Raw genomic sequence first — 24,564 nt, 5'->3', positions numbered from 1 at the left:
TAATGTCAGACACCCTTGCTGATGGATTTAGCAATAAACCAAGCATGAGTCGTCAAAACGCGCACCCACAGTCCAAAAAAGGACCGTGTTATTAAAGTAAAACCATGATAACCAAGATGATTGGCTGTCTGGCAACCCCGCTGTCATAAGCATTACTGCTGTTAGACCGGTAGCTTTGCGTCCTGACTTTTCAGTTCAGTTTGCCCTTGTCCTGTGACAACCCTTTCAGGGATGAGGCGCCTGGAAGAGGCGAATCCATTCAGTGTCGGACACTAATGATATATTAGTGTTCAACACGACGAAAATTGTCAAAAGCTGTCACATAATAACTTCTTTAAATTGCATAGCAAGTAAGCATGCGGAAAAAAAACTTCCCACAGGAATCCCTTCCTGAACATAAATTATCCAAGAGTGCCTATTACTTCGACTCTTAAATCTTCGGGAACCTCATTATATGAGAGTACTTTGAGGCCTTTGGCGAAAGAACGGGCATATCTGGCCATTAATGGCCTCAATTGCGGCATGACTACCAATACGGGGGCATGACCCAGCTGCTGCAACTGCTCCTTCACCAACGGCATGTTTTGCTGCAACTGGCCAAGCAGCTGGGGATCGACCGGGAAGCTGTCCAGCTGGATCTTGCCCTGCTGCTGGGCCTGGTTCATGGCGGCCAGCAGGGTCTGCTCCAGCCGATCGTCGAGGGTGAAGGTTGCCAGCACGTCCCGCGTGCCGATCGACTGGCGGACGATCTGCCGTTTCAGGGCGCAGCGCACATCGGAGGCGAGCAGAACCGGATCCTTGGTCAGCTCGCTGGCGTCGAGCAGGGTGGTCGCTATGGTCCGGATATCGCACAGGCTGACCTGATCCTTGAGCAACTGGCGGAAAACCCGCAGCTGCTGCATCTGGGTCAGCGCCTGATTCAGCTCCTCGGCGAGACGGGGAGACTGGTTGGCCAGGAACTGGCCCAGCTTGCCCACCTCGTCATGACCAAACAGGGTATCGAGCTGCTCGCGCAGCAGCTTGCTGGCGTGGGTCGCGATCACGGTGGCCGAGTCCACCACCGAATAACCCAGGTTGAGGGCCTTGGCCTTCTGTTCCGGCGAGATCCAGACCGCACTCATGCCATAGGCAGGATCCTGGGTCAGCTCACCATCCAGAGAGCCGTAGGTCTCACCGCTGCTGATGGCCATCAGTCGGTGGCAATCCACATTGCCCCCGGCCAGCGACACGCCGGAGAGCTTGATGCGGTATTGATCCGGCTGGAGCTGCAGGTTGTCCCGCACCCGGATCTCCGGCAGCAGGAAGCCATACTGCTCGGAGAGGGTCTTGCGAATGCCTCTCACCCGGGCCAGCAGCTCGGCCCCCTTGTCCTGCTCGGCCAATGGCACCAGGCGATAACCCAGCTCGATGGCCACCGCATCCACGGTCGGCAGATCGCTCCAGTCCAGTACCTGCTGTTCAGGCTGGGTCAGCTGGCGGCTCAGTTCCTGGACGGCGTCCAGATCCGGTTGCTGCACACGGCGCTTGCTGACGCTCCAGCCTGTCCAGGCCAGCACGGCGGCAAAGCTGAGGAAGGCCAGCATCGGCATGCCCGGCACCAGACCCAGGATCAGCATGATAGCGGCGGCGGTATAGATGACGCGGGGGGACGCCAGCACCTGCTGTCCCACCTGCTCCGACATCTCACCCTCATCGCTCACCCGGGTCACTATGATGGCGGCAGCCGTCGACATCAACAGGGACGGGATCTGCGCCACCAGACCATCACCAATGGTCAGCAGGGCGAAGCGCTGGAACGCCTCTCCCACCGGCAGCGCATGCTGGAAGATACCGATGGCCAGACCGCCCACCAGGTTGATGATGAGTACCAGCAGGCCGGCGATGGCATCGCCGCGCACGAACTTGGAAGCACCGTCCATCGCACCATAGAAGTCCGCCTCGCGGGCGATCTCCTCGCGGCGGATCCTGGCCTGATGCTGATCCAGAATGCCGGCATTGAGATCCGCATCGATGGCCATCTGCTTGCCGGGCATGGCATCCAGGGTGAAACGGGCCGACACCTCCGAGATCCGCTCGCCCCCCTTGGTGATCACCACGAAGTTGATGATCATCAGGATAACGAACACCACCAGACCGACCACATAGTTGCCGCCGATCACCACTTCACCGAAGGCCTGGATGACCTTACCGGCGGCATCTCCCCCCTCGTGGCCATGGAGCAGCACGACACGGGTAGAGGCCACGTTGAGGGACAGCCGCATCAGGGTCGCCACCAGCAGCACGGTCGGGAAGACCGAGAAGTCCAGCGGACGGCGGGCAGATACCGAGACCAGCAGCACCAGCACAGCCAACACTATGTTGAACGTGAACAGGGCGTCCAGCAGCCAGCCCGGCAGAGGCAGGATCATCATGGCCAGGATGGCCAACAGCATCAGCGGGATGGCTGTGTAGGATTGGGTCAAGATACGCCAGTTCAAAACTTACCTCTCAGGTTGACGTAATTCGGGCGGCACATGCAGGGGAGCAAGAGGCCTTGGCTTCTTGCCCTTGCCTGCCTGATAGGCCCGCAGCTGCAATACATGGTTCAATACATAGGCCACGGCGGTGAACAGGCCGGCCGGAACCTCCTGATCCACCCGGGTGGAGTAATAGATGGCCCGGGTCAGGTCCGGCAGGCTCATCACCGTCTTGTCGTGTTGTTTGGCCACTTCCCGGATCCGCGCCGCCATGCTGTCGACCCCCTTGGCAATCACGAAGGGGGCATTGGCCCTGGCGGGATCATATTTGATGGCGACCGCATAGTGGGTCGGGTTGACGATCACCACGTCGGCCTCGGGCACCCGCTGCTCGATGCGCGCGCGCGCCAGCATCCCCTGCACCTGACGGATCTTGGCCTTGATCTCGGGCCGCCCCTCGCTGTTGCGGTGTTCGTCCTTCACCTCCTGCTTGGTCATCCGCAACTGCTTGTTGAGGGACCAGCTCTGGTAGGGGACATCCAGCACCGCGATCAGCAGTTGCACACTGCCGAGCAGGATAAAGGCCTGGGAGAGGATCCGCAGTGCCTGCTCCATCGCCAGCTGGGGCGGCATCCGGTTCATCATCAACAAATGGGGCCACTGGTGTTCCAACATCATGGCCAGGGTGCCGCCGATGAGCAGCATCTTGAGCAAGGATTTGACCAGCTCCATCAGGCTGTGATGGGAGAACATCCTGCCCAATCCTTTGATCGGATTTAGCTTTTCGCCACTTGGCAGCAGTTTTTTCCAGGTCAGCACCAGGCCGCCAGGCACTATGCTGAGCAGGATCAGCATCAGGGCAAGAAACCCGAACAGCGGCAGCAACACCCAGAGCATGTTCAGCAAAGCCTGTGCCAGCCACTCAGTCATCATCGCCGGGCTACGCTCCCCCTGCCAGTCGAAGCGAATGGGCTGACGCATCAGCTGTGCGAAAAACTGGCCAAAGGCAGGCACCATCCACTGCATGACCAGACCGCCAAGCAGCAGCAAGCCTGCCGAGCTCAGCTCCTTGGAGCGGGCGATCTGCCCCTCTTCCCGTGCTTTCTGCCGTTTCTGGCCGGAGGCCTCTTCGGTTTTGTCCTGGGCACTGCTCTGGCTCATGAGGGAGTCAACGCCTTCAGTTGTTCCAGTACATAGGTCACCAGATCAAGGTAACGGGCGGGGACGCCGCCAATGGAGAGCGCCATGGTCAGCAGCCCCAGCAACAGGGTCATGGGAAAACCGAGCGAAAATATATTGAGAGAAGGAGCGGTACGGTTCATCACCCCGAAGGTGAGGTTGACCATCAACATGGCGACCACAGCGGGCAGGGTGAGAATGAGCGCCGCCCCGATCGACCAGCCAAGCAGGCCAACGACCCCCTTGATGTCGAGCAAATCCAGGGAAGAGCCGGGCGGCCAGCTGCGCAACCCCTGCACCAGGATATCCAGTGTCACCAGATGACCATTGAGCCCGAGAAACAGCAGGGTACAGAAGATCAGCATCAGCTGGCTGACGATGGGGGCCGTATCCCCGTTACTGGGGTCATTCATCACCGCCATCGCCAACCCCATCTGCATGGAGAGGATCTGCCCCGCCATGGTCAGGATCATGAACAGCATCTGGACACAGAGTCCGAACAGCAGGCCAAACATCAGTTGCTCGATGGTCAGCACGATTGCCCCTGCACTGAAGGGATCGATCACCGGCAGGTCGTGCATCATGGGGGCCACCAGCAGGCTGAGAATAAAGGCGAGCAGCAGACGCACCTGGGGCGGGACGCGGCCATCTCCGAAGAAGGGCATCACCCAGAAGGCGGTCGCGATGCGGATGAAGGGCCACCACCACTGCCCCAACCAAGCCGTCAGCTCGGCCGCACTGAGGGACAGCAGCGAGTTCATCCTATCAGCCCGGGGATCTTGAGGAAGAGTTCATGAAACAGAGTGGTGATCTGCGACAACAGCCAGTTGCCGGTAAACATCAGGGTCATCAGGGTCACGATGAAGCGGGGCAGGAAGCTGAGGGTCTGCTCCTGGATCTGGGTAGCGGCTTGAAAGATGCTGACCACCAAGCCGACGATAAGGCCGGGCACGATCAGCACAGACACCATGGTCACCACCAGATTGACGGCCCCGCCTACCAGGGCAACGCTCTGCTCCGCCGTCATCTCAACCCCCTCCCCCGAAACTGGCAGCCAGGGTGCCCACCGTCATGGACCAGCCATCCACCAGAACGAATACCATCAGCTTGAATGGCAACGAGATGATGAGAGGAGAGAGCATCATCATCCCCATCGCCATCAACACGCTGGCCACCACCAGATCGATCACCAGAAACGGAATAAACAGCATGAACCCGATCTGGAACGCCGTATTGAGTTCGCTGAGCACGAAGGCGGGCAGCAGTATGCTGAAGGGCACCTCGGATTTCGCCATCTTGGTCGGCTCACCGGCGATCCGCATCATCTGCTCCAGGTCCGGCTCGCGGGTCTGGGCCAGCATGAAGCGGCGCAGTGGCTTCTCGGCGCGGGCGACCCCCTCAGACAGGGTGATCTCGTTCTGATCGAAGGGAACGAAGGCATCCTGGTAAATCTCGGTCCAGACCGGCCGCATGATGAGCAGGGTCAGGATCAGGCTGATGCCGATCAGCACCCGGTTCGGTGGACTCTGCTGCAGACCCAGCGCCTGACGCAAAATGGCCAGCACTATGATGATCCGGGTAAAGCTGGTCATCATCAGCAACAGCGTCGGCAACAACCCGAGCAGGGTCATGAAGAAGAGGATCTGCAACTTGATGTTGTAGTCCTCCCCCCCGCTGGCGCTCGGCGAGACCGAGAACAGCGTCATGTCGGCACCCCATCCGGGCAGTGCAAACAGCAGCAGGGTCAGCGGCAGATAGCGCATCAGTCGTCGACGCCACCCAGCAGGTTGGTGTCGATTACGTCGACCAGACGCAGGCCATACTTGCCGTTGACCACCACGACTTCGCCCTTGGCCAGCAGGCGGCCATTGACCCGCACATCCAGCGGTTCGCCCGCCAGCTTGTCCAGCTCAATCACGGCCCCTTCCTCGACTTTCATCAGATCCCCCAGCGGTACTTCGGTGCTGGCCACTTCCAGGGTGACCTTGACCGGGATCTGCCGGAAGAAGGAGAGATCCCGCTGCTTGCTGTTGCTGGTCGGCGCCATGTAATCCGCCGCGCTCGGCATGCTGATATCGTCGCCAAACAGCTGATCCAGTCCATCCAGGTCCAACGGGTCATTCATCGTTTGCTCGCTCATGATTCGGTTTACTCCTCTACCACCGATGCAACCTGGTAGACCAGGCTGCCTTTATGTTCTGCAATCCGCCCGCTGAAACAGGGACGAGCACCAATCAGGGCCGGAACGACCTCGGGCAATTCCAGTGACAAGACATCTCCCACCTGGAGACACTCCAGATCGGCCAAAGTCATAGAGAGCTGCCCCATCACCACCCGCAGTTGCACGGGAACATGAGGCAGGACGCGGGACAGCTGCCCCTCCGGCAAGCTGGAAGTCGCCGGCTGCACCGACTCTTCGGCGGGCAACAGCCACATCTGCCATTCGTGCGCCATGTTGCCGGCCTGCATGGAGGCTCTGGTCACCAGCAACGGATGGGAAGGCAGCGCGTCCGGCTGTACTACGTTCAACTGCCACTTCAGATCTCCCAACCCCAGGCACGCGGACCAGATATCGGTCTGGTATTGGCACAGGCGCAGCAGCAGGCGTTGTTCGGTATCTGTCACCCCTCGCGTGGCTGACAGGGGAGTCTCTTCTTTTTGCGGTTGCAGGGTACCGCCAAAAAACAGCACCGCCAGGCGGTAGAGCACCTGATGGGAAATGGAGAAATAGACGATGCGTTTCGAATCCAGCGGCGTCTTCGCCTCGACCCAGATCAATGGCGCTGCGCCGCGGGCCGGCGCCTCGGCCGCAAACTCGCTGTACGCCAGCTCGCAGTCGGCACTGTTGAACAGCTGGGCCATGCAGCTCGCCGCCTGGAGCGAGAAAGTGCTCAAGGGGGCATTGACCTGTTTCAGCCGGGCCTGATTGACCCGCTCTATGCCCAGCAAATCATAACGAGGAAGGGCTCTCCCCTGCTCCGCACTGAGCAGGCGGGAAGGTGTGTGCGCTACGCCGCTTGATGTCATTGAAAATCCACCTTAACCATTTCATCTCGCTTCACAGATCCCGGCTCGTTCATCAAACCAGCCCACGATAGATACTTGTTCGTTCACGCGGATCATTACGACTAAAAAAAGTTGGAACTTTAATCGAAAGTTCAAAAATTCCGCTATGACAGGAGACAAATTTTTAAGCAATAAAAAATCCCGATGCCGCAGGCATCGGGATTGTCGTGACGCATCACGGGAATTGGGTCGGAGTCGGCCTGTAAGCCGGGTTCTGTACCGGGTTGCCCCGGTGGCAATCATTCCTCTAGGCCAGCAATCGCTCGCTGGCTCAAGCAACCTACCCGCCCCCAACGCGGGCCGCGCCAATGGGGGCCTATTTGGTCTTGCTTCGGGTGGAGTTTACCGTGCCACGAACTGTTGCCAGTCGCGCGGTGCGCTCTTACCGCACCCTTTCACCCTTACCTGATCCCTTGCGGGCCATCGGCGGTCTGCTCTCTGTTGCACTGGTCGTAGGCTCGCGCCCCCCAGGCGTTACCTGGCACCCTGCCCTGTGAAGCCCGGACTTTCCTCCCCTCCGCCCGTCTGTCCCGAGGGACACAACGACGAAGCAGCGACTGCCCGGCCAACTCCGAGGCGCGGATTATAGCCTCGTGACGGAGTCGGGTAAACCGGCAATTCCCCTTAACCGGAATTAATAGTGTTCGAGACCGTATTTGTAGAGGGCGTTCTTCTTCACCCCGTGGATCTCGGCGGTGAGGGCCGCCGCCTTCTTGAGCGGCAGCTCGGCCACCAGCAGCCCCAGGGTACGGATCGCCTCGGCCGGCAGTTCCTCTTCTTCTTTATTGGCACCTGCCACCACCAGCACAATTTCGCCACGACAGCGGTTCTCGTCTTCGCCGAGCCAGGTCAGCATCTCGGAAGCAGGCAGGCCGTGGATCGATTCGAAGGTCTTGGTCAGCTCGCGGCACACCACCACCTGGCGTTCACCGAGGATACGGGCGATCGCCTCCACCGTGTCCTGCACCCGGCGCGGGGATTCGTAGAACACCAGGGAGCGGGTGTCTTCGATGACCGCCTGCAGCCGATCATCACGCCCCTTGCTCTTGGCTGGCAGGAAACCCTCGAAGGCGAAGCGGTCGGTGGGCAGGCCGGCGGCGCTCAGGGCCGTGATGGCGGCGCAGGGGCCAGGCAGCGGCACTACCTTGACACCCGCTTCGCGACAGCGGGTGACGAGATGGTAACCGGGATCGCTGATAAGCGGGGTGCCGGCATCGGAGACCAGGGCGACGCTCTTGCCCTCCTTGATACGACCGATCAGCACATCGGCCTTCTGCTGCTCGTTGTGGTCGTGCAGGGCGAAGGTCGGTACCGAGATTTGGTAGTGGCTGAGCAGGATGCCGGTATGGCGGGTATCCTCGGCGGCCACCAGATCGACACTGCGCAGGGTATCGAGGGCCCGCTGGGTGATATCCGCCAGATTGCCGATCGGGGTGGGGACTATATACAGGGTTGGGATGTCACTCATGGGATCTCCGAGTGCCCCGACAATTGTGTCGTCATATTGGCCCGTTTACACTAGGGGGAATTTCAACACTGGTCGGGGAATGAACTTGAACCGGGTTACAAAGCAGCTAAGTGTATCACGACTCTTCGGCATCATACTCGCGGCAGTCCTGCTTGCCGCCTGTGCGTCGGAGCCCAATCAATCTTCCGGACAGCCGGGCATGCCGTCCGCCTTCTCGGAAATCACCAAGAACGCCCAGTGGTATCTGGAGCAGGTGGACCCGGCCAAGCCGGCTGAAGCCTTCACCTGGCAGATGCTGGCGGCGCGCAGCTATCTGGCGCTCGGCCAGAGCAAGCCGGCTGCCGCCCTGTTCCAGCAGTTGCAGAAACAGGCGCAGAGTCCGGAGCAGAAGGCGCAGCTGCAACTGCTGCAGGCTCATCTGTTGCTGGCCCAGGGGCACGCCAATCAGGCGCTGATCCTGCTGGAAGGCAAACCGGATGTCACGCTGGATGCCGATACCCAGAAGAACTGGTATCGCCAGCGGGTCGTGCTGCAACTGGACATCAACAACAAGTTTGGTGCCGCCAAGTCCTTGATCGCCATGGAGCCCTACCTGGCCCAGAGCGAGCTGGCCACCAACCACCAGCAGATCTGGTCGTTGCTGAAAAGCATGACCCCCTCCACCCTGCAGGCGCTGGAAGAGGCCCCGGCCCCCGACGTGACCACAGGCTGGCTGCGACTGGCGGCCCTGGTCAACGAATTTGGCGCCCAGCCGAACCTGCTGGCCCGCCAGCTGGATGGGTGGAAGCGTGACTTCCCGAACCACCCTGCCCAGAGTGACATGCCCGCCGGCCTTGGCGATCTGGCCTCCACCAGTGGCACCACCGTGCAGCAGATTGCAGTGCTGCTCCCTCTCTCCGGCAATCTGGAGCCGCAAGGGGCCGCCATTCGCAACGGCATGTTGATGTCCTACAAGGAGAACCAGGGTCAGTTCACCCTGAACTTCTACGACACCCAGCTCAAATCGACCGCAGAGCTCTACAAGCAGGCGATCCAGGAAGGGGCCGACATGATCATAGGCCCGCTTCTCAAGGACAGGGTCGGGGAACTGCTCAAGGCCAACCCGACCGTGCCCGTGCTGGCGCTCAACGAGCTGGATCAGCCGATCGTCAATGACAGCACCTACTACTTCTCCCTCTCGGCCGCTGCCGATGCCGCCCAGGCCGCCCAGTACCTCTATGGCCAGGGCTACCGCAAGCCGTTGCTGATCGCCGCCCAGGGGCGGATCGGCTACAGCAGCATCAAGGCGTTCGAGCAGACCTGGGCCACCCTGAGCCAGGACAAGCCCGTGGTCGCCACCTTTGGCGCCCGCAACGAGGTGCAGGGCATGGTGAAAAACGCCCTGAGCGGCCGTTCCACCGCCCGCGCCGGCGAAGTGGTGCAGCTCTCCGATGCGGCCCCGCGCAGCATCGATGCCGTCTATGTTGTGGCCAACAGCTTGGAAACCCGGATGATCAAGCCCTACGTGGACATCTCGGTCAATCCGATGGGCAGCCTGCCCATCTATACCGGTTCCCGTGGCTATGACAGCGCCGCCACCGAGGTCGCCTCCGAACTCAACGGCCTGCATATCGGCGAGATGCCGCTGCTACTGGGCGGTTTCGAGAAGGAACGCGAGCAGATCGCCCTGCTCTGGCCACAGACCCAGGGAGACCTGCTGCGCCTGTTTGCCATGGGCTATGATGCCATCAGCCTGGCCGAAAACCTGCCGCAGATGCGCAAGCTCGGCACCATGCAGCAAGCAGGCATGAGCGGCCAGCTGAGCGTGGATGCCAAGGGCAACATCATCAGAACGCTGAACTGGGGCACTTACCGGAATGGCAAGCTGGTCGATGACAACGCAGCCCCGCAACTGGAGGCCCCTTCCAATGAAGAGAGCATTGGCGTGGATGAACCAGCAGTGGCAGAACCTGTTCCCGTCAGTGACGAGCAAGGGACAGTACTTTGAACAGCAGGCCGAGCGCTGGCTGACCGCGCGCGGCCTGCAACTTGCCGCGCGCAACTACCGCTGCCGTGGCGGCGAGATCGATCTCATCATGCACCAGGGCCAGACCCTGGTGTTTGTTGAGGTAAGATACCGCGCCACCACCAGCCATGGCGGGGCCGCCAGCTCGGTCACCCGCACCAAGCAACAGAAGATCAAGCTGGCCGCGCGTCACTATTTGAAGCAACATGCCATCAACGAGGCCAACCAGGCCTGCCGATTCGATGTGATTGCGTTTGAGGGCGACCAGCCCGACTGGTTCCAGAACGCATTTTAAGAGGACCCTATGACTGACCGCATCAAAGAGAACTACACCGAAAGCATCCAGACCAAGATTGCCGCCGCCGAGGCGCTGCCGGATGCCATCCATACGGCAGCCCAGATGATCACCATCTGTCTGCTCAATGGCCACAAGGTGCTGGCATGCGGTAATGGTCCCTCTGCCGCCCTGGCCCAGCTGTTCATCTCTGAGCTGGTCAACTGCTACGAAACCCAGCGCCCTTCTCTACCTGGCATGGCGCTCACCCCCGACATGGCCACCATCAGCGCCATCGCGACCGACCACGGCTTCGAAGAGGTGTATGCCAAGCAGATCCGCGCCCTGGGCCAACCGGGCGACATCTTGGTCGCCATTACCACTTCGGGCCACAGCCGCAGCCTGATCAAGGCTGCCGAAGCCGCCCTGTCACGGGACATGACCATAGTGGTGCTGAGCGGGGGCGATGGCGGCGAGATGGCCGGTCTGCTGGGACCCAATGACGTGGAGATCCGGGTGCCATCTGCCCGCCGTCCTCGCATTCTGGAGGTGAACCTGTTGACCCTGCACTGCCTGTGTGATCTCATCGACCAGACTCTTTTCCCGCAACAGGAAGATTGAAACCATGAACAAGAAGCTCCTCATGCTCGGTCTGCTGACCGGCTCCCTGCTGCTGCAAGGTTGCGCTGCCGTTGTCGTCGGTGGTGCCGCGGGTACCGCCAAGATGTCCGGCGACCGGCGCACCCTGGGAGCCCAGTGGGATGATCAGACCATAGAGCTGAAAGCGGCCAACCTGCTGGCTGACAACAAGCCACTGAGTGCAGCCAGCAAGATCAGCGTCTACAGCAACAATGCCCGGGTGCTGCTGGTTGGTCAGACTCCTTCCGAAGCCTACAAGCTGGAAGCCGGCAAGATCGTCGGGCGCATTGACGGCGTACGCCATGTCTACAACGAACTGCGTCTAGGGGAGCCCGCCAGCTTCACTACCCGCAGCAACGACTCCTGGATCACCTCAAAGGTGAAGGCCGACATGTTTGCCGCCAAGAACTTCGACAGCACCAAGGTCAAGGTAGTCACCGAGAATGGCGAGGTGTTCCTCATCGGTCTGGTGACCCGCGAGGAGGGAGAGCAGGCGGTCAATATCGCTCGCCATGTCAGCGGCGTGAAGCGCGTCATCAAGGCATTCGAATACGCCCAGAACTGATATCCTCGCCCATAAAAAACGCAGCCCACTGGCTGCGTTTTTTTATTTGATGACTTTCAGGGTCGGCTTGCCACTCGGGCGCGGCGGTTCAGGATCCGGCTCTACCGGCTCCTCTGCCTGCTCCAGCCAGAGGTCATAGCCAGGTTCCGGCGGGAACAGAGTCCCCACGCCGTTTTCCCGGGCATGAATGGCCAGTACGGCCGCCATCGGGATGTAGACCTGCTGGGCTACGCCACCGAAGCGGGCACTAAAGCTGATGGCATCATTATCCATGTGGAACTGCATCACGGCACGAGGCGCGATATTCAACACAATCTGGCCATCCTGGGCAAACTGCATCGGCACCATCACATGGGGAATATTGACGTTGACCACCAGATGAGGGGTCAGATCGTTGTCCAGCAACCAGTCATAGAACGCCCGTAACAGGTACGGGCGGCTCGGCGTCATTGTCGGTTCCATACTCATACGCCGGCACGGATCTCGCGCTCGGCTTCGGTCAGGGAGGCCTGGAAGGACTCACGCTCAAACAGGCGGACCATGTAGGCTTTCAGCTCCTTGGCGCCACGACCGGTCAGATCGATACCCAGGCTCGGCAGACGCCACAACAGCGGGGCCATGTAGCAATCCACCAGACCGAACTCTTCGCTCATGAAATAGGGCATTTCACCGAAGATGGGCGCGATGGCCAGCAGGTTGTCCCGCAGTTCGTTGCGCGCAGCATCGGCATCGGTACCGGCCATGATCTTGTCGGCCAGAGAGTACCAGTCCAGCTCGATGCGGTGCATCATCAGACGGCTGTTACCGCGGGCAACCGGGTAGACGGGCATCAAGGGCGGATGCGGGAAACGCTCGTCCAGATACTCCATGATGATGCGCGAGGTATAGAGCGCCAGCTCACGGTCTACCAGAGTCGGTACTGAGTTGTACGGGTTCAGCTCGGCCAGCTCATCCGGCAGATTGTTTGGGTCAACCTGGCAAATATCCACGCTAACCCCCTTCTCCGCCAGGACAATACGCACCTGATGGCTGAACATATCGTTGGCACCGGAAAACAGCGTCATAACCGAACGCTTATTGGCAGCTACAGCCATTGAACCCTCCCCTCATTTAAAAGCAGAAACGGCAATGAAGCATCTTGGACTTCATTGCCGTGCATTATATTACCCGTATCTGGTCGCTTAGTGAACGTCGCGCCAGAATTCCTTCTTCAACAGCACAGTGAAGATGAAGAAGATTACGATGAATCCAAGCACCCAGAAGCCCATGCGTTCACGCTCCTGTTGTACCGGTTCAGCCGAGTAGACCAAGAAGTTTACCAGATCCAGCACCGTCTGATCATACTCTTCGTTATCCATTTCACCATTGCCGTCAGATTTGATGCTGACAACCTGCTGGGTTTCGACGCCATCGACAGTATGTGTCGTAAACTCGGCGCGCGGTGTGCCCTGCAGCGGCTCCAGCACATGGGGCATGCCCACGGACGGGAAAACTGCGTTGTTCACCCCGAACGGACGGGTCGGATCGACGTAGAAGGAGCGCAGATAGGTGTAAATCCAGTCTGCCCCGCGAACACGGGCCACCAGCGTCAGATCGGGGGGCGGCGCACCAAACCACTTGGCAGCATCCTTCTCGAACATGGCGCTCTTCATCAGATCACCGACCTTGGCATCGGTAAAGATGAGGTTGGCTTTCATCAGATCCTCGGGGATCCCGAGATCCGCGGCAACCCGGTTGTAACGCTGGTACTGGGTAGAGTGGCACCCAGCACAGTAGTTCATGAAGGTGGCGGCACCACGCTGCAACGAGGTCTTGTCATCCAGTTCGTAATGGGCCTTGTCCAGCGGGAAATTGCCCCCTGCCGCGACCGCCAGGCAGGGTAACAGGGCCAGCACTGCAAATATTATTTTTTTCATTTGAATGTCACCCTTTCCGGCAGCGGCTTGGTTTGTTCGTTTTTGCTGTAGAAGAACAACAGGACGAAGAACCCGAAGTAACCCAGGGTACAGATCTGGGCAACCAGTGTCAGAGTCGGAGTCGACGGCAGCACACCCAGTACACCCAGGATAATGAAGCAGACCACGAACTGGGCAATGTTCAGCTTGTGCAGCTTGCTGCGGTAACGCACCGAGCGCACCTTGCAGCGATCCAGCCAGGGCAACAGGAACAGTACCACGATGGAAAGACCCATCATGATGACCCCGAACAGCTTGTCAGGAACCGCACGCAGAATGGCGTAGAAGGGGGTGAAATACCACACCGGAGCGATATGCGCCGGGGTCTTCAGACCATTCGCCACTTCAAAGTTCGGCTTCTCGAGGAAGTAACCCCACATATCCGGCTTGAAGAAGATGATGGCGCAGAAGAAGAACAGGAATCCCGCGACACCGATCATGTCCTTGACGGTGAAGTAGGGGTGGAACGCCACCGCATCCAGCGGCCAACCGTTGGCATCCTTGTGCTTCTTGATGTCGATGCCATCCGGGTTGTTGGAACCCACTTCGTGTAACGCCAGGATGTGCATCGCCACCAGCATCACCAGTACCAGCGGCAAGGCGATGACGTGCAGCGCAAAGAAGCGGTTCAGGGTGGCACCTGAGATGACGTAGTCACCACGGATCCACAGGGTCAGGTCGTCGCCGATGACCGGAATGGCACCAAACAGCGAGATGATGACCTGAGCCCCCCAGAAGGACATCTGGCCCCACGGCAGCAGATAGCCCATGAAGGCTTCGGCCATCAGTACCAGGAAGATCAGCATGCCGAAGATCCACAGCAGCTCGCGCGGCTTCTGGTAGGAGCCGTAGATCATGCCACGGAACATGTGCAGATAGACTACCACGAAGAAGGCGGAAGCCCCGGTGGAGTGCATGTAACGCAGCAACCAGCCATATTCCACATCCCGCATGATGTACTCAACGGAGGCAAAAGCACCTTCCGCCGAGGGGTTGTAGTTCATGGTCAGCCAGATGCCGGTGATGATCTGGTTGACCAGCACCAACATGGCGAGGGAGCCGAAGAAGTACCAGAAGTTCAGGTTCTTCGGTGCCGGGTACTTGGCCATGTGATCGTTGTACATGGCAGTGAGCGGGAATCGATAGTCGATCCAGCCCATCAGTTTACTCAACATGATCAGGCCTCCTTGCCATCGGCACCGACCAGGATGGTGGTGTCATTAATGAATTGATAGGGCGGCACGACCAGGTTGAGCGGTGCGGGTACCCCTTGGAACACACGACCGGCCATATCGAACTTGGAGCCGTGGCACGGGCAGAAGAACCCGGAGGTGACGCCCTGCACCTGTTCGCCAAAGCTGTCAGGCAAGTAGGTCGGTGAGCAGCCGAGGTGAGTACAGATCCCGACGGCCACGAAGATCTCGGGTTTGATGGATCTGTAACCGTTGTGGGCATAATCGGGCTGCTGAGGTTCATCAGAAGCGGGATCGCGCAACTTGTCATCATGAGCGGCCAGGGCATCCAGCGTCTGCTTGGTGCGGTTGACCACCCAGACCGGTTTGCCACGCCACTCGACACGGATGAGCTGGCCCGGTTCCAACTTGCTGATATCGACTTCGACCGGAGCACCGGCGGCTTTGGCCTTGGCACTCGGGTTCCATGATTTTATAAACGGCACTGCGGTAAAAGCAGCTCCTACCCCACCAACGGCAACCGTTGACCAGGTAAGAAATCTGCGGCGACCGGTATCAACTGGCGCATTGCTCATCCAAAAACTCTCCCATGTGGACTCCGCGCATTCTTATAGTGTCCCTGTTCCCCATTTCTCCGTGACAACAGCGGCGGAAGCTGGAGTTACAATTGCCACAGAAAACAGGGGAAATTTTAAAGAAAAGATAACAACTTGACAAGAAAGAGCGGTGAGCAATGAAAACAATAAAGAAACAATTTTTTGTCTTTTGTGACCTGTGGTTAGCATTGATATCGGTAATATTACCAATAAAAAAAGCCTGGCAATCGCCAGGCTTTTTTGACACTCGAAAGAGTGAGTACCAGAAGCGAATTAACGCTTGGAGTACTGCGGACGCTTACGAGCTTTGTGCAGACCAACTTTCTTACGCTCAACCTTACGGGCATCACGAGTAACAAAGCCAGCTTTACGCAGTTCGGAACGCAGGGTTTCGTCGTACTGCATCAGAGCACGAGTGATACCGTGGCGGATCGCACCAGCTTGACCGGAGATGCCACCACCGTTAACGGTGATGTACAGATCCAGTTTCTCGGTCATCTCAACCAGTTCCAGCGGCTGACGAACTACCATGCGGGCAGTCGGACGGCCGAAGTACTGCTCCAGGGAGCGCTGGTTGATTACGATCTTACCGCTGCCCGCTTTGATGAATACGCGAGCAGTGGAGCTTTTGCGACGGCCGGTACCGTAGTATTGATTTTCTGCCATGTTGCCAGTTCCCGATTAGATATCCAGTACTTGAGGTTGCTGAGCAGCATGAGCGTGCTCGGCGCCTGCGTAAACTTTCAGTTTACGGAACATGGCACGGCCCAGAGGACCTTTCGGCAGCATGCCTTTAACAGCAGCTTCGATTACCATTTCCGGTTTACGCTGAATCAGCTTGTCGAAGCTGATGGACTTGATACCACCCGGGAAACCGGAGTGAGCGTGGTACATTTTATCGGTAGTTTTGTTACCGGTTACACGTACCTTCTCGGCGTTTACAACGATGATGTAGTCACCGGTGTCAACGTGCGGAGTGTACTCAGCTTTGTGCTTACCACGCAGACGAGCAGCGATCTCGGTTGCGATACGACCCAGAGTTTTACCTTCTGCGTCCACAATGTACCAGTCACGTTTTACGGTTTCTGGCTTGGCAACGAAAGTTTTCATTAAGTTAAACCCAATTACCTGTTACAGACCCAATTGCTTATGGGGGCTCTCCCACAAACAACAAACGATGGCCTACCTGTACCCCTTCGAATACAAGTAAAGCTTAAAGTGTTGCTGTCTTATCGACAGCTGTAACGTGGGCCGGGCGATTATAAGTGAAGTTGCCTTAAATATCACCTGCTAATTTCACTGCCATGAAGCTAGCAAATGTCGCCCGGCCCTACCTGCCGCAGATGCCCATCCGACTGGCAGGCGCGGTATTGTGACTAAGGAAGGTGCACTCTTGCAAGGTATTCGTGCGATTGCATTTCCTGAAGCCGTGAAAGACAGCGTTGGAATTCGAAATTCAGCAGCCCTTCACCATAGAGATCCGCCATGGGAACAGCTGCCGAAATGATGAGCTTGACGTGCCGTTCATAGAATTCATCTACCATGGCGATGAAGCGGCGAGCCGCGTCATCCGTGCCTGCTCCCATTGGCTGAACGTTGGCCAGCAAGACGGTGTGAAACAACTTGGCCAGTTCTATGTAGTCGTTCTGGGAGCGGGGAGTACAGCAAAGTTGCTCGAACTCCATGTAAAGCACCCCTTCCCCCATCCCCAGCGACACCAGCTGGCGATGATTGATCTCAAGATCCCCCACCCGGGCCTCGTGACCACCTGTTAATTGCTGGAAATAACGCTCAAGGTTCGATTTTGCCTGTAGATCCAGCGGACAGTGATAGATCTCGGCCTGCTCCAGGGTTCGCAAGCGATAGTCGATGCCGCCATCCACATTAAGTATCTCGCAATGACGCTCGATCAGCGCGATGGCAGGCAGAAAACGGGCTCGTTGCAGTCCATTGCGATATAACTCTTGCGGAGGAATATTAGACGTAGCGACCAGCACTACGCCGTGGCCAAACAGTTCCTGAAACAGAGTGCCCAGCAACATGGCGTCTGTAATGTCGGAGACGAAAAACTCATCGAAACAGATGATATCCGTCTCGCTGGCGAGCTTGCTGGCAATCTGCTTGAGTGGATCGGTCTGGCCGTTCAATGCATTAAGTTCATCGTGGATGCGGTGCATGAAACGGTGAAAATGGCAGCGCAGTTTACGCTCACCCGGCAGGCTCTCGAAAAAAGTATCCATCAGCCAGGTCTTGCCTCTGCCGACACCGCCCCACATATAGATACCCTGGATGGGCTCGGGCGGTTTCGGCTTTTGCAGCCAGCCCAACAGTCCGCCGGATCTGGTCGGAGTCGGGCGCCGCTGCAAATCCTGATACAGTCGCTCCAGCCTGCTGATCGCCATACGCTGGGCGGGGTCGGCCTGAAAACCCGGACGCAGCAGATCCTGCTGATATTTTTGCTGCGGTGTCATCCTTGATGTGCCTCTCCAAGTCCCTGAATAGAGGACAAAATGGTATCACGGCCTCGGGACGCACGGTATAGTGCCAACCAGGCATGGCGGTTTGTTCAACCGAATCAACACACTGTTTTAGCTGTAACAAGGAGCATCTATGAGTCTGTTAACTGGGATCCTGCTGGCTGTCGCGGCCCTGATCATCGGTATCATCATCGGCCGTTTCTCGGTACGTAGCCGTGATGCCGGCCGTCTGGAACAGGAACTGAAGAAGGCCCACAAAGAGCTCGAAAGTTATCAGGGCCAAATCAATACCCACTTCGCCGACAGTGCGGCGCTGATGGAGCAACTGGCCGAGCAATATCAGACCCTCTACCGCCACATGGCAGAGCAGAGCAAGTTCCTGGCCAAGGCTCAAGAACCCCTGTTCCGTGAGCCGCCGGTAGAAGAAACGCAAATCAGCACCGAGACTGAACCCGGCATTCCTCCCCGTGACTATGCCGGAGCCTCTTCCGGTTTGCTCAAGCAAACAAGCTAGTGCCTCGCGGAACTAATCCGCCAGCCCTGTGGTCTGACCTTGACGATTGCAATGCAACTTTTTCTGGGAGCTGTTTTTCATATGCGTAAACCTCTTTCCATGCTCAGTGTGCTAGCCCTCAGTGTCGGTATCGCCATGTCTGCGGCCCCTGCACAGGCTGCAATGCCTTCCCTGTTCGAATCTAACCAGGAGATGCCGAGCCTGGCACCGGTTCTTGAGCAAGTTACCCCTGCCGTGGTCAATATCTCCGTCTCCGGCAAGAAAGTGACCCGTCAGCGTCTGCCGGAACAGTTCCGTTTCTTCTTTGGCCCCAACATGCCTGACGAGCAAGTGAGCGAGCAGCCGTTCCAAGCGCTGGGCTCCGGCGTCATCATCGATGCCAAGAAAGGCTATGTCATCACCAATGCTCACGTGGTACACGAAGCGGACGAGATCAAGGTCAACTTGAAGGATGGCCGCGAGTACGCCGCCAAGAAGATTGGTGAAGACAAGCAGTCCGATATCGCTCTGCTGCAAATCAAGGCCGACGATCTGGTGCAGATCAAGTTCGCCGACTCCGACGAGCTGCGAGTCGGCGACTATGCGCTGGCCATCGGCAACCCGTTTGGGCTGGGCCAGACCGTGACCTCGGGTATTGTCAGCGCCCTGGGCCGTAGCGGCCTCAACATCGAAAATCTGGAGAACTTCATCCAGACCGATGCGGCCATCAACTCCGGCAACTCGGGTGGAGCCCTGCTCAACCTGCGTGGCGAGCTTATCGGCATCAACACCGCCATCCTGGGCCCCAACGGTGGCAACATCGGCATCGGCTTTGCCATTCCGTCCAACATGGTGCGCAACCTCTCCGAGCAGATCATCAAATATGGTGAAGTGCGTCGTGGCCAGCTGGGGATCACCGGCACTGAGCTCACTTCGGAGATTGCCAAGACTTTCGGCTACAACAAGAAAGATGGTGCCTTCGTCAACCAGGTCATGCCTGACTCTGCCGCAGCCAAGGCTGGTATCAAGGCTGGCGACATCATCGTCAGCATCGATGGCAAAGCCATCCGTTCGTTTGGTGAGCTGCGTGCCAAGATCGCGACCATGGGTGCCGACAAGCAGGTTGCCCTCGGCCTTATCCGAGATGGCAAGGAGCAGACCGTCAAGGTGACCCTGAAAAAGGCGGATGATAGCGAGATCCTAGCCAGCGCCCTGCATCCGGCACTGGAAGGGGCCAAGCTGAGCACCACTACAGAACCTGTTTCCGGCGTCGCCGTGGCCGATATCGACCCGCGCTCGCCTGCTGCGGCCTCCGGTTTGCAGAAAGGTGACATTATCATTGGCGTCAACCGCCTGCGGATCAACACGCTGGGCGAGCTGACCAAAGCACTCAAGAACAAACCTGACGTGCTGGCACTCAATATCCAGCGGGGTGACTCTTCACTCTATCTGGTGATCCGCTAATCCCTCCCCCACCCGCGGCATTCGCTGCGGGTGATTTTTATCCACCGATGATGTTATTCTCTGCCCGCAGCCTGTACGGATGAGAATGACATGAAAATCCCCCCTTTAGTCAGTTACTTGGGCAAGTCCATCGGCTTCGGTTTGACCGTCGCGGCGCTGCTGCTTGTGTTGTTTCCCAATTTTCGTGGGGGGGCCCAGCTACCCGGTCTCATCACCAATGCCCGCGAGTTGAGCTTCTCCTACGCCGCTCATCGCGCCGGCCCTGCCGTCGTGAATATCTACACCCGCAGCTTTGCCGCCAATCAGGGGAATCAGGGGGAACTGCGCCCACAGGGGCTGGGCTCCGGCGTCATCATGACTTCCCGCGGTTACGTGCTGACCAATTATCACGTCATTGCCGATGCCGACCAGATCATCGTCGCATTGCAGGATGGGCGGGTGTTCAGCGCCGAGCTGGTCGGTACCGATCAGCTGACCGATCTCGCTGTACTCTATATCGAAGCGGACAATCTGCCGGTCATCCCCCAGGATCCGGAACGACAACCCGAAGTGGGTGATGTGGTGCTTGCCATCGGCAACCCCTACAACGTTGGCCAAACCATCACTCAAGGCATCATCAGCGCGACCGGGCGCGCCGGGCTCTCCAGCATGGGACCCGACAGCAATGGCCGCCAGGATCTGCTGCAGACCGATGCCGCCATCAATGAGGGCAACTCGGGCGGGGCTCTGGTCAATGGTCGTGGCGATCTGGTGGGGATCAACACCGCTACTTATCACCTCAACGGCAATCAGGAGACTTACGGCATCAGCTTCGCCATCCCCTACCGGCTGGCCAAGCGGATCATGGATGAGCTGATCGCCAACGGTCGGGTCATCCGTGGCTACCTCGGCGTCTCCAGCGTCGAGATCAACCCCATCGTCGCTCGCATGATGAACCTGGGTGATCTGCGCGGTCTGGTGGTGGAGAGCCTGGATCCCAACGGCCCGGCCAGCAAGGGAGGTCTGAAGCGGGGAGATGTACTGCTCAAGATCAACGGCGAGGCCATCAGCGGCGTTCGGGCTGCCATGGACAAGATTGTCGAGAGTCGCCCGGGCACCAAGCTCACCATCTCGGTATTTCGTGAGGGCAAACCGCTCGAAGTCGTGGTCACCATAGAAGAGGATCTGCGCTACCAGAAGCGGGCAACCCGCTAGGGTGCTGTACACGCAGGACGTCGACGGCAGGAGATAGCGAAGTGGGAAGGAGAGCGAATACCTGAGAAGCCGCAGGTATTCTCCTTATGCGTGGCGTCTCATACGCCAGAAGGCTGAGCGACTACTCTTCGTTGAAACCGGACGTAAACAACGCGACAACGGCAGCCAGGGCTTCCACCTCGTCGGGCCCCTCCACCTGAACTTCCACCTGACGGCCCTGGGCAGAGTCCAGCATCAGCAAGCCAATCACACTGTCGGCATCAGCCTCAACACCATCCTCATTGCGCAGCAGCACATGAGCATCAAAACCCTGTACCAGCTCGAACAGCATCATGGCTGGCCGAGCGTGGATACCCAGCTTGTTCTTCACTTCAACCGAGGCGGAAACTGTCATCAGGTCGTCCTATTGGGGTATCACGCTTGGGAACTGCTCTTGTCGAGGGTACGGTGGCGAATTTGCACGTTCTTGCCGAGCTGCCGGAAGGAGTTGGCCAGGCGTTCGGCGATGAATACCGATCTGTGCTGGCCCCCGGTACAGCCGATGCCGACCGTGAGATAGCTGCGGTTATTGCGCTCCAGATGGGGGAGCCAGGTCATCAGCATGTGTTCGATTTGCTGGGTGAACAGCATCACGTCCGCCTGGGCCGAGAGGTAGCTGGCCACCGGCTCATCCTTGCCGGTAAAAGGCTTGAGCTCGGGGATCCAGTGCGGATTGGGCAGGAAGCGAGCGTCGAACACGAAATCGGCATCCTTGGGTATGCCATATTTGAAACCGAACGACTCGAACACCAGCACCAACTCGTTCTCTTTCTTGCCGAGCACCCGAGTCTTGATGAGCTCGCTCAAGTCGTGAATGCTGAGGCTGGTAGTATCGATGCGCAGATCGGCAGTTGAGGAGATTGGCGCCAGCAGATGGGTCTCTTCCCGGATCGCCTCGTCCAACGACAGTTTGTTGCGCGACAAAGGGTGCAGACGGCGGCTCTCGCCATATCGTTTGAGCAGCGTGGTGTTGTCGGCATCGAAGAAGAAGCTGGCAAACTCGACCCTGCCCTCGTTGCGCACCTGAGCCAGCAGATTCTCCAGTTTTTCCGAATCATTCGGCAAGTTGCGCACGTCTATGCTGACTGCCAGCTTGTCGTACTGGCTCTCGACCGAAACGATCAGCTGGGGCAACAGGTTGACCGGCAGGTTGTCCACACAGTAATAACCCAGATCTTCCAATACCCTCAGGGCTACGGTTTTACCGGAGCCCGAGCGTCCACTTACCACGATTAACTGCATCTTGTTCCCTCACGCCAAAACGGGTGTGTGATCCTGGCCTGTATATCAGGCTGAGGTCATGATCTGATAGAGCTCTTCATCGCTGGTTGCCTGGCGTAACTGGCGGCATACCGCCTTGTCACCCAGCTTGGAGGCCATCAGGGAAAGGGTCTTGAGATGCTGTTTGCACTCGCTTTCCGGTACCAGCAGAGCAAACAGCAGGTCAACCGGTTGATTGTCGATGGAGTCGAAAGGGATGGGATCGGCAAACGTCATCAGAATAGCGGTGGGCGGAAATTCATCGTCGATACGACCATGAGGGATCGCGATACCGGCACCGATCCCGGTACTGCCCATTTTTTCGCGGGCCAGCAAGCATTCAAACAGCGCCTGGCGTGAGGTACCCAGGCGCTCGGCGGCCAGCTCGCTGATGATTTCGAGGGCCCGTTTCTTGCTAGTACAAGGGACTGCACTCTTGGTGCAGTCCCGACTCAGTATGTGTTCAAGTTGCATGGTTATTTTTTATTTAACTTGTCTTTATGCTTGATGATCTGCCTGTCCAGCTTGTCGAGCAGGGTATCTATCGCGGCATACATATCGGCATGCTCGGAGTTGGCGAAGACCTCGCCGCCACTGACATGCAGTTTGGCTTCGGCGATCTGGTTCAGTTTTTCCACGCTCAGCACCACATGCACGTTGTTGATGTGGTCGAAGTGACGCTCGAGTTTGGCAAATTTGTTATTCACATAATCACGCAGAGCTTCGGTAATCTCGACATGGTGTCCGGTCAGGTTAATTTGCATAACGTCATCCTTTTGTTTTGCCTAAACCAGGCGTTTGCGCTGATTGGAAGGTGGGATAAACAGGGATTCGCGGTACTTAGCGATCGTGCGTCTAGCCACCATAATACCCTGTTCGGCCAGCAAATCCGCGATCTTGCTATCACTTAGCGGCTTGGCGGGGTTCTCCGCCGTCACCAGCTTCTTGATGAGCGCACGGATTGCGGTCGATGAGCACTCTCCTCCTCCTTCTGTATTCACATGGCTGGAGAAAAAAAACTTCAGTTCGAAAATACCGCGGGGGGTATGCATGTATTTCTGGGTTGTTACACGGGAGATGGTCGACTCGTGCATCTCCACCGCTTCGGCGATATCGTTGAGCACCATCGGCTTCATCGCCTCTTCACCATATTCGAAAAAACCCTGTTGCTGCTCGACGATGCAGCTGGCCACTTTCAACAGGGTGTCGTTGCGGCTCTCAAGGCTCTTAATGAACCACTTTGCTTCCTGCAAGTGGGAACGGATAAACTGGGTATCCGTGCTGCTACGGGCGTTACGTGCCATAGCGGCATAGGTCTCGTTGACCCGGATGCGCGGGGATGAATCAGGATTGAGTTCCACCACCCAGCGATTCTGCCGTTTGACTACGGAGACGTCCGGGATCACGTACTGGGAGTCGCTCTGGATGATGCCGTTGCCCGGCCGTGGCTCCAACAGCTGGATCAGATCCAGCACCTCCTTGAGGTCGCTCTCCTTGAGTCGAGTCTTACGGGCCAGGGTGCGGTAATCGCGGTTGCCAAGCAGATCCATGTGCTCCTGGATCACCTCCTTGGCCTCACTGATCCAGGGAGTCTCGGGGTCGTACTGCTCCAGCTGGATCAGCAGGCACTCCTGCACCGAACGGGCGGCAATTCCCACCGGATCGAAGTGTTGCACCCGCTTGAGCACGACCTCGATTTCGTCGAGTTCGACTTCCACCTCGTCGCTGCTCACCGCCGCCTGGATATCTTCCAGCGACACAGTCAGATAACCGGATTCGTCGATGGCATCTATGATGGCAAGTGCGATGGCAGCATCCACATCGCTGAATGGGGTGAGGCGCATCTGCCATAACAGGTAGTCCTGCAGGTTCTCGGTGGTCTCCCCCTGGTAGACGGTGTCATCCCCATCATGGATGGGTCCGGCACTCTGGGCCGTCCCCGCGGAATACACCTCGTCCCAGGTCGTATCCACCGGCAACTCGTCCGGCATCTGATCCTGGGCCATGGCATCGCTGGAATCCAGCTGGCTGGCATCAACCTGATCTTGTGGGGATGTCTCCTGCACCTCGCTCTCTTCCTGCTCCAGCAGGGGATTGTTTTCGAGCGCTTGCTGAATTTCCTGCTGAAGTTCCAGAGAGGAGAGCTGGAGCAGACGAATCGCTTGTTGTAATTGCGGCGTCATGGTCAGGGATTGACCGAGACGCAACTGTAATGTCGGCTTCATCTACGTCGAGATATCC

Annotated in this window: 28 protein-coding genes, 1 other RNA gene and 1 riboswitch; of the genes, 7 read left to right on the top strand and 22 right to left on the bottom strand. The window is 58.2% G+C overall.

All coding sequences use genetic code 11. The features are described 5' to 3' along the window. Positions 1-127 precede the first annotated feature (127 nt). Positions 128-215, bottom strand: a riboswitch (cyclic di-GMP riboswitch). 186 nt (positions 216-401) lie between these two features. The 9 genes from lfhA to rsmI form a co-directional block, all read right to left on the bottom strand. Next, complete coding sequence (gene lfhA, locus ACB028_RS13050) at positions 402-2,477, bottom strand: lateral flagellar biosynthesis protein LfhA (protein ID WP_216993553.1); 2,076 nt, start codon at positions 2,475-2,477, stop codon at positions 402-404. A 3-nt stretch (positions 2,478-2,480) separates the two neighbouring features. Then, a complete protein-coding gene (gene flhB, locus ACB028_RS13045) occupies positions 2,481-3,617 on the bottom strand; it encodes a flagellar biosynthesis protein FlhB (protein ID WP_216993552.1) in 1,137 nt (378 codons plus the stop codon). Then, positions 3,614-4,396, bottom strand: a complete 783-nt coding sequence (lfiR, locus tag ACB028_RS13040; protein WP_026456146.1) for a lateral flagellar biosynthetic protein LfiR — start codon at positions 4,394-4,396, stop codon at positions 3,614-3,616. The genes flhB and lfiR overlap by 4 nt, the downstream gene beginning before the upstream one ends. Next, on the bottom strand, positions 4,393-4,662 hold the full coding sequence (gene fliQ / locus ACB028_RS13035; RefSeq protein ID WP_042025053.1) for a flagellar biosynthesis protein FliQ: 270 nt from the start codon (positions 4,660-4,662) through the stop codon (positions 4,393-4,395). Before fliQ ends, lfiR begins: the two co-directional genes overlap by 4 nt. Position 4,663: 1 nt before the next feature. Beyond that, positions 4,664-5,398 (bottom strand): flagellar type III secretion system pore protein FliP, encoded by a 735-nt coding sequence (fliP, locus tag ACB028_RS13030; protein ID WP_042025052.1) that lies wholly within the window; start codon positions 5,396-5,398, stop codon positions 4,664-4,666. After that, positions 5,398-5,775: a lateral flagellar motor switch protein LfiN gene (gene lfiN / locus ACB028_RS13025; protein ID WP_026456147.1), complete on the bottom strand. Its 378-nt coding sequence runs from the start codon at positions 5,773-5,775 to the stop codon at positions 5,398-5,400. Before lfiN ends, fliP begins: the two co-directional genes overlap by 1 nt. A gap of 8 nt (positions 5,776-5,783) precedes the next feature. Beyond that, positions 5,784-6,662, bottom strand: a complete 879-nt coding sequence (lfiM, locus tag ACB028_RS13020; protein WP_026456148.1) for a lateral flagellar motor switch protein LfiM — start codon at positions 6,660-6,662, stop codon at positions 5,784-5,786. 226 nt (positions 6,663-6,888) lie between these two features. Continuing rightward, positions 6,889-7,274: RNase P RNA component class A (gene rnpB, locus ACB028_RS13015), an RNA gene on the bottom strand. Positions 7,275-7,335: 61 nt separating this feature from the next. Then, complete coding sequence (gene rsmI / locus ACB028_RS13010; RefSeq protein ID WP_041210140.1) at positions 7,336-8,169, bottom strand: 16S rRNA (cytidine(1402)-2'-O)-methyltransferase; 834 nt, start codon at positions 8,167-8,169, stop codon at positions 7,336-7,338. Positions 8,170-8,368: 199 nt separating this feature from the next. Between rsmI and ACB028_RS13005 the strand changes: the two genes are divergently transcribed. Genes ACB028_RS13005 through dolP form a run of 4 tightly spaced genes read left to right on the top strand, consistent with a single transcriptional unit; the run spans position 8,369 to position 11,652 of the window. Next, on the top strand, positions 8,369-10,156 hold the full coding sequence (locus ACB028_RS13005; protein WP_371144464.1) for a penicillin-binding protein activator: 1,788 nt from the start codon (positions 8,369-8,371) through the stop codon (positions 10,154-10,156). After that, the gene (locus ACB028_RS13000) at positions 10,098-10,469 is read left to right on the top strand and encodes a YraN family protein (RefSeq protein WP_371144515.1); all 372 of its coding nucleotides are present in this window, start codon (positions 10,098-10,100) and stop codon (positions 10,467-10,469) included. Before ACB028_RS13005 ends, ACB028_RS13000 begins: the two co-directional genes overlap by 59 nt. Before the next feature lie 9 nt (positions 10,470-10,478). Then, positions 10,479-11,069 (top strand): SIS domain-containing protein, encoded by a 591-nt coding sequence (locus tag ACB028_RS12995; protein WP_026456151.1) that lies wholly within the window; start codon positions 10,479-10,481, stop codon positions 11,067-11,069. Between the two features lie 4 nt (positions 11,070-11,073). Beyond that, positions 11,074-11,652, top strand: coding sequence for a division/outer membrane stress-associated lipid-binding lipoprotein (gene dolP, locus ACB028_RS12990; protein ID WP_371144463.1), 579 nt, complete (start codon positions 11,074-11,076; stop codon positions 11,650-11,652). 42 nt (positions 11,653-11,694) lie between these two features. On the opposite strand, the gene ACB028_RS12985 is transcribed toward dolP, so the two are convergent. From ACB028_RS12985 to zapE, 8 genes are all read right to left on the bottom strand, one after another. Beyond that, positions 11,695-12,120, bottom strand: coding sequence for a ClpXP protease specificity-enhancing factor (locus ACB028_RS12985; protein WP_042025050.1), 426 nt, complete (start codon positions 12,118-12,120; stop codon positions 11,695-11,697). Further along, the gene (gene sspA / locus ACB028_RS12980; RefSeq protein ID WP_026456153.1) at positions 12,117-12,746 is read right to left on the bottom strand and encodes a stringent starvation protein SspA; all 630 of its coding nucleotides are present in this window, start codon (positions 12,744-12,746) and stop codon (positions 12,117-12,119) included. Before sspA ends, ACB028_RS12985 begins: the two co-directional genes overlap by 4 nt. Before the next feature lie 87 nt (positions 12,747-12,833). Continuing rightward, the gene (locus ACB028_RS12975; protein ID WP_371144462.1) at positions 12,834-13,568 is read right to left on the bottom strand and encodes a cytochrome c1; all 735 of its coding nucleotides are present in this window, start codon (positions 13,566-13,568) and stop codon (positions 12,834-12,836) included. Further along, positions 13,565-14,782, bottom strand: a complete 1,218-nt coding sequence (locus ACB028_RS12970; RefSeq protein ID WP_026456155.1) for a cytochrome bc complex cytochrome b subunit — start codon at positions 14,780-14,782, stop codon at positions 13,565-13,567. The genes ACB028_RS12975 and ACB028_RS12970 overlap by 4 nt, the downstream gene beginning before the upstream one ends. A 2-nt stretch (positions 14,783-14,784) precedes the next feature. Continuing rightward, a complete protein-coding gene (gene petA, locus ACB028_RS12965; protein ID WP_042025048.1) occupies positions 14,785-15,375 on the bottom strand; it encodes a ubiquinol-cytochrome c reductase iron-sulfur subunit in 591 nt (196 codons plus the stop codon). 294 nt (positions 15,376-15,669) lie between these two features. Then, positions 15,670-16,062 carry a 30S ribosomal protein S9 gene (gene rpsI / locus ACB028_RS12960; protein ID WP_005336286.1) on the bottom strand — a complete coding sequence of 131 codons (393 nt, stop codon included), beginning with the start codon at positions 16,060-16,062 and terminating at the stop codon, positions 15,670-15,672. 15 nt (positions 16,063-16,077) lie between these two features. Then, complete coding sequence (gene rplM / locus ACB028_RS12955) at positions 16,078-16,506, bottom strand: 50S ribosomal protein L13 (RefSeq protein ID WP_026456103.1); 429 nt, start codon at positions 16,504-16,506, stop codon at positions 16,078-16,080. A 266-nt stretch (positions 16,507-16,772) separates the two neighbouring features. Next, complete coding sequence (zapE, locus tag ACB028_RS12950; protein ID WP_268855548.1) at positions 16,773-17,867, bottom strand: cell division protein ZapE; 1,095 nt, start codon at positions 17,865-17,867, stop codon at positions 16,773-16,775. A 139-nt stretch (positions 17,868-18,006) separates the two neighbouring features. On the opposite strand from zapE, the gene ACB028_RS12945 reads away from it, so the two are divergent. From ACB028_RS12945 to degS, 3 genes are all read left to right on the top strand, one after another. Continuing rightward, complete coding sequence (locus tag ACB028_RS12945) at positions 18,007-18,387, top strand: YhcB family protein (RefSeq protein WP_371144461.1); 381 nt, start codon at positions 18,007-18,009, stop codon at positions 18,385-18,387. An 81-nt stretch (positions 18,388-18,468) separates the two neighbouring features. Further along, positions 18,469-19,830 (top strand): Do family serine endopeptidase, encoded by a 1,362-nt coding sequence (locus ACB028_RS12940; RefSeq protein WP_026456105.1) that lies wholly within the window; start codon positions 18,469-18,471, stop codon positions 19,828-19,830. A gap of 90 nt (positions 19,831-19,920) precedes the next feature. Further along, positions 19,921-21,024 carry an outer membrane-stress sensor serine endopeptidase DegS gene (gene degS / locus ACB028_RS12935; protein ID WP_026456106.1) on the top strand — a complete coding sequence of 368 codons (1,104 nt, stop codon included), beginning with the start codon at positions 19,921-19,923 and terminating at the stop codon, positions 21,022-21,024. A gap of 121 nt (positions 21,025-21,145) precedes the next feature. Here the strand turns inward: degS and npr are convergent, their stop codons facing one another. Genes npr through ACB028_RS12910 form a run of 5 tightly spaced genes read right to left on the bottom strand, consistent with a single transcriptional unit; the run spans position 21,146 to position 24,548 of the window. Continuing rightward, on the bottom strand, positions 21,146-21,418 hold the full coding sequence (gene npr, locus ACB028_RS12930) for a PTS phosphocarrier protein NPr (protein ID WP_026456107.1): 273 nt from the start codon (positions 21,416-21,418) through the stop codon (positions 21,146-21,148). 20 nt (positions 21,419-21,438) lie between these two features. Then, positions 21,439-22,305, bottom strand: a complete 867-nt coding sequence (rapZ, locus tag ACB028_RS12925; protein ID WP_026456108.1) for an RNase adapter RapZ — start codon at positions 22,303-22,305, stop codon at positions 21,439-21,441. A gap of 45 nt (positions 22,306-22,350) precedes the next feature. Then, on the bottom strand, positions 22,351-22,797 hold the full coding sequence (gene ptsN / locus ACB028_RS12920; protein WP_005336322.1) for a PTS IIA-like nitrogen regulatory protein PtsN: 447 nt from the start codon (positions 22,795-22,797) through the stop codon (positions 22,351-22,353). Between the two features lie 2 nt (positions 22,798-22,799). Next, positions 22,800-23,087 carry a ribosome hibernation promoting factor gene (gene hpf / locus ACB028_RS12915; protein ID WP_005336323.1) on the bottom strand — a complete coding sequence of 96 codons (288 nt, stop codon included), beginning with the start codon at positions 23,085-23,087 and terminating at the stop codon, positions 22,800-22,802. A gap of 21 nt (positions 23,088-23,108) precedes the next feature. Further along, entirely contained in the window at positions 23,109-24,548 is a 1,440-nt protein-coding gene (locus ACB028_RS12910) for an RNA polymerase factor sigma-54 (protein WP_042070883.1), read from the bottom strand. Between the last annotated feature and the right edge of the window lie 16 nt (positions 24,549-24,564).

This window comes from Aeromonas sp. S9(2024) (assembly GCF_041403185.1).
Classification (GTDB): domain Bacteria; phylum Pseudomonadota; class Gammaproteobacteria; order Enterobacterales; family Aeromonadaceae; genus Aeromonas; species Aeromonas enteropelogenes.
This window is presented reverse-complemented; position numbering and strand designations above follow the sequence as displayed.

Coding starts and splice junctions, on each gene's coding strand:
- rplM (WP_026456103.1), bottom strand. CDS start 16,506: ATGAAAACTTTCGTTGCCAAGCCAGAAACCGTAAAACGTGACTGGTAC.
- ACB028_RS12975 (WP_371144462.1), bottom strand. CDS start 13,568: ATGAAAAAAATAATATTTGCAGTGCTGGCCCTGTTACCCTGCCTGGCG.
- dolP (WP_371144463.1), top strand. CDS start 11,074: ATGAACAAGAAGCTCCTCATGCTCGGTCTGCTGACCGGCTCCCTGCTG.
- lfiM (WP_026456148.1), bottom strand. CDS start 6,662: ATGACATCAAGCGGCGTAGCGCACACACCTTCCCGCCTGCTCAGTGCG.
- rsmI (WP_041210140.1), bottom strand. CDS start 8,169: ATGAGTGACATCCCAACCCTGTATATAGTCCCCACCCCGATCGGCAAT.
- sspA (WP_026456153.1), bottom strand. CDS start 12,746: ATGGCTGTAGCTGCCAATAAGCGTTCGGTTATGACGCTGTTTTCCGGT.
- rpsI (WP_005336286.1), bottom strand. CDS start 16,062: ATGGCAGAAAATCAATACTACGGTACCGGCCGTCGCAAAAGCTCCACT.
- lfiN (WP_026456147.1), bottom strand. CDS start 5,775: ATGAGCGAGCAAACGATGAATGACCCGTTGGACCTGGATGGACTGGAT.
- petA (WP_042025048.1), bottom strand. CDS start 15,375: ATGAGCAATGCGCCAGTTGATACCGGTCGCCGCAGATTTCTTACCTGG.
- rapZ (WP_026456108.1), bottom strand. CDS start 22,305: ATGCAGTTAATCGTGGTAAGTGGACGCTCGGGCTCCGGTAAAACCGTA.
- hpf (WP_005336323.1), bottom strand. CDS start 23,087: ATGCAAATTAACCTGACCGGACACCATGTCGAGATTACCGAAGCTCTG.
- ACB028_RS12945 (WP_371144461.1), top strand. CDS start 18,007: ATGAGTCTGTTAACTGGGATCCTGCTGGCTGTCGCGGCCCTGATCATC.
- flhB (WP_216993552.1), bottom strand. CDS start 3,617: ATGAGCCAGAGCAGTGCCCAGGACAAAACCGAAGAGGCCTCCGGCCAG.
- degS (WP_026456106.1), top strand. CDS start 19,921: ATGAAAATCCCCCCTTTAGTCAGTTACTTGGGCAAGTCCATCGGCTTC.
- ACB028_RS12910 (WP_042070883.1), bottom strand. CDS start 24,548: ATGAAGCCGACATTACAGTTGCGTCTCGGTCAATCCCTGACCATGACG.
- ACB028_RS12995 (WP_026456151.1), top strand. CDS start 10,479: ATGACTGACCGCATCAAAGAGAACTACACCGAAAGCATCCAGACCAAG.
- ACB028_RS13005 (WP_371144464.1), top strand. CDS start 8,369: ATGCCGTCCGCCTTCTCGGAAATCACCAAGAACGCCCAGTGGTATCTG.
- ptsN (WP_005336322.1), bottom strand. CDS start 22,797: ATGCAACTTGAACACATACTGAGTCGGGACTGCACCAAGAGTGCAGTC.
- fliQ (WP_042025053.1), bottom strand. CDS start 4,662: ATGACGGCGGAGCAGAGCGTTGCCCTGGTAGGCGGGGCCGTCAATCTG.
- ACB028_RS12970 (WP_026456155.1), bottom strand. CDS start 14,782: ATGTTGAGTAAACTGATGGGCTGGATCGACTATCGATTCCCGCTCACT.
- ACB028_RS12985 (WP_042025050.1), bottom strand. CDS start 12,120: ATGAGTATGGAACCGACAATGACGCCGAGCCGCCCGTACCTGTTACGG.
- zapE (WP_268855548.1), bottom strand. CDS start 17,867: ATGACACCGCAGCAAAAATATCAGCAGGATCTGCTGCGTCCGGGTTTT.
- ACB028_RS12940 (WP_026456105.1), top strand. CDS start 18,469: ATGCGTAAACCTCTTTCCATGCTCAGTGTGCTAGCCCTCAGTGTCGGT.
- ACB028_RS13000 (WP_371144515.1), top strand. CDS start 10,098: ATGAACCAGCAGTGGCAGAACCTGTTCCCGTCAGTGACGAGCAAGGGA.
- fliP (WP_042025052.1), bottom strand. CDS start 5,398: ATGCGCTATCTGCCGCTGACCCTGCTGCTGTTTGCACTGCCCGGATGG.
- lfiR (WP_026456146.1), bottom strand. CDS start 4,396: ATGAACTCGCTGCTGTCCCTCAGTGCGGCCGAGCTGACGGCTTGGTTG.
- npr (WP_026456107.1), bottom strand. CDS start 21,418: ATGACAGTTTCCGCCTCGGTTGAAGTGAAGAACAAGCTGGGTATCCAC.